1 pseudogene is annotated in these 1595 nt (G+C 37.6%); it reads left to right on the plus strand.

Going from position 1 to position 1595, the window contains the following annotated elements:
• The first annotated feature begins 242 nt into the window (after positions 1 to 242).
• Positions 243 to 1372, plus strand: a pseudogene (locus CDG77_RS34850) (ISAzo13 family transposase).
• The last annotated feature ends 223 nt before the right edge of the window (positions 1373 to 1595 follow it).

Raw genomic sequence — 1595 nt, forward strand, 5'->3', positions numbered from 1 at the left:
GGGACTTCCAAGCAATAAAATCACCAAATACAAGAATGATAATCATTGTGAGGAGGGGGAAGGAGAAGCAGCCGTCGTCGGCTGCTTCTCCTTCCCCCTTTTGTAGTAAATTCAATTAGGAGGGAAATTTTTGGGTGTTTGGAGTGTTGATAGAATTAACTGATTCAGTCAAAAAATTGTTCTTAGATACAGCAAGCCAACTCAAAGGAGCAGCAAGGCGGCGCTTTCAAGCACAAATTGTGATGGAGTTAGGCTACGGAGGGCAGCTACTGGCTCAAAAAGAATTGCGATGGGATAGAAATACTATCCGTAAAGGAATTAAAGAATTAAGTAGTGGGATTACTTGTGTAGATAATTATTCGGCGAAGGGGCGTTATAAGGCAGAAGAACATTTACCAAGTCTGTTAGAAGATATTAAAAAGTTGGTGGATTCCCAGAGTCAAACTGACCCAAGTTTTAAAAGCCAAAGACTGTACACACGACTAACTGCAAGCCAAGTAAGAAAGCTATTAATTGAAAAATTTGCTTACAGTGATGAACAGTTACCCTGCGAAGAAACAATTCGCGTCAAATTGAATTATTTAGGTTATCGACTTAAACGGGTAGCAAAAGTACTTCCTCAAAAAAAATCCCCGAAACGGATGCAATCTTTGAGCAATTAGCAATACTTAATCAATCGGCTTTGGATGATAAGAGCATTTTACGTTTAAGTCTTGATGCCAAAGCTCGTGTCAATATTGGCGGCTTTGACCGAGGAGGTAGAAATCGAGTTCCAATCAAAACCAAAGACCACGATTTTGGCCCAAAAACAACCCTAACTCCCTATGGTATCTTTCTTCCAAACCTAGATGAACTGTTTTTATACTTTACAGAATCAAAGGTGACGAGTGATTTTATTGTAGATGTATTAGCTGATTTTTGGAAAAGTGAGAGTTGGCGATTTCCAGATATAAAAACACTTCTTATTAATCAAGATAATGGTGGAGAGAATCATTCTCGGCGCACCCAGTTCATGAAACGTATAATTGAGTTTGCTCATCAGCACAAATTAAATATACGTTTAGCTTATTATCCTCCATATCACAGCAAATATAATCCCATTGAACGAACATGGGGGATATTAGAAAAATCTTGGAATGGCAGTATTTTAGATGAATTAGAGACGGCTTTAAACTTTGCTCAAAGTATGACCTGGAAAGGGAAGCATCCTGTTGTCAAGTTAGTAACTCAAGCTTACGAGAGTGGAGTTAAACTTACTAAAAAAGCTATGGATGAAATTGAACTACAAATCGAGCGTCTCACCAATTCTACCCATGAAAAGTTCCCCAATTTAGGTAAGTGGTTTATTGATATCTATGCTGGAATAACGTAACAGGAGTCAATTTTTATAAAAGCTTGAACTTCTAAAAATAGTCAATACTAATTATTATCATGCACCTTACATTTACTACAGAGTGCAAAGCAAATCATGGATATTTAAGAGGGGGAGAAAGCGGTTGCCGACGGCAACCGCTTTCTCCCCTTAAAATGATTATCATTATTGTTTAAAATTGGATTCTTGGTTTTTGTTGATTAATTTATTCTTTGGAAGTCCC

Source organism: Nostoc sp. 'Peltigera membranacea cyanobiont' 213 (assembly GCF_002245975.1).
Lineage (GTDB): Bacteria > Cyanobacteriota > Cyanobacteriia > Cyanobacteriales > Nostocaceae > Nostoc.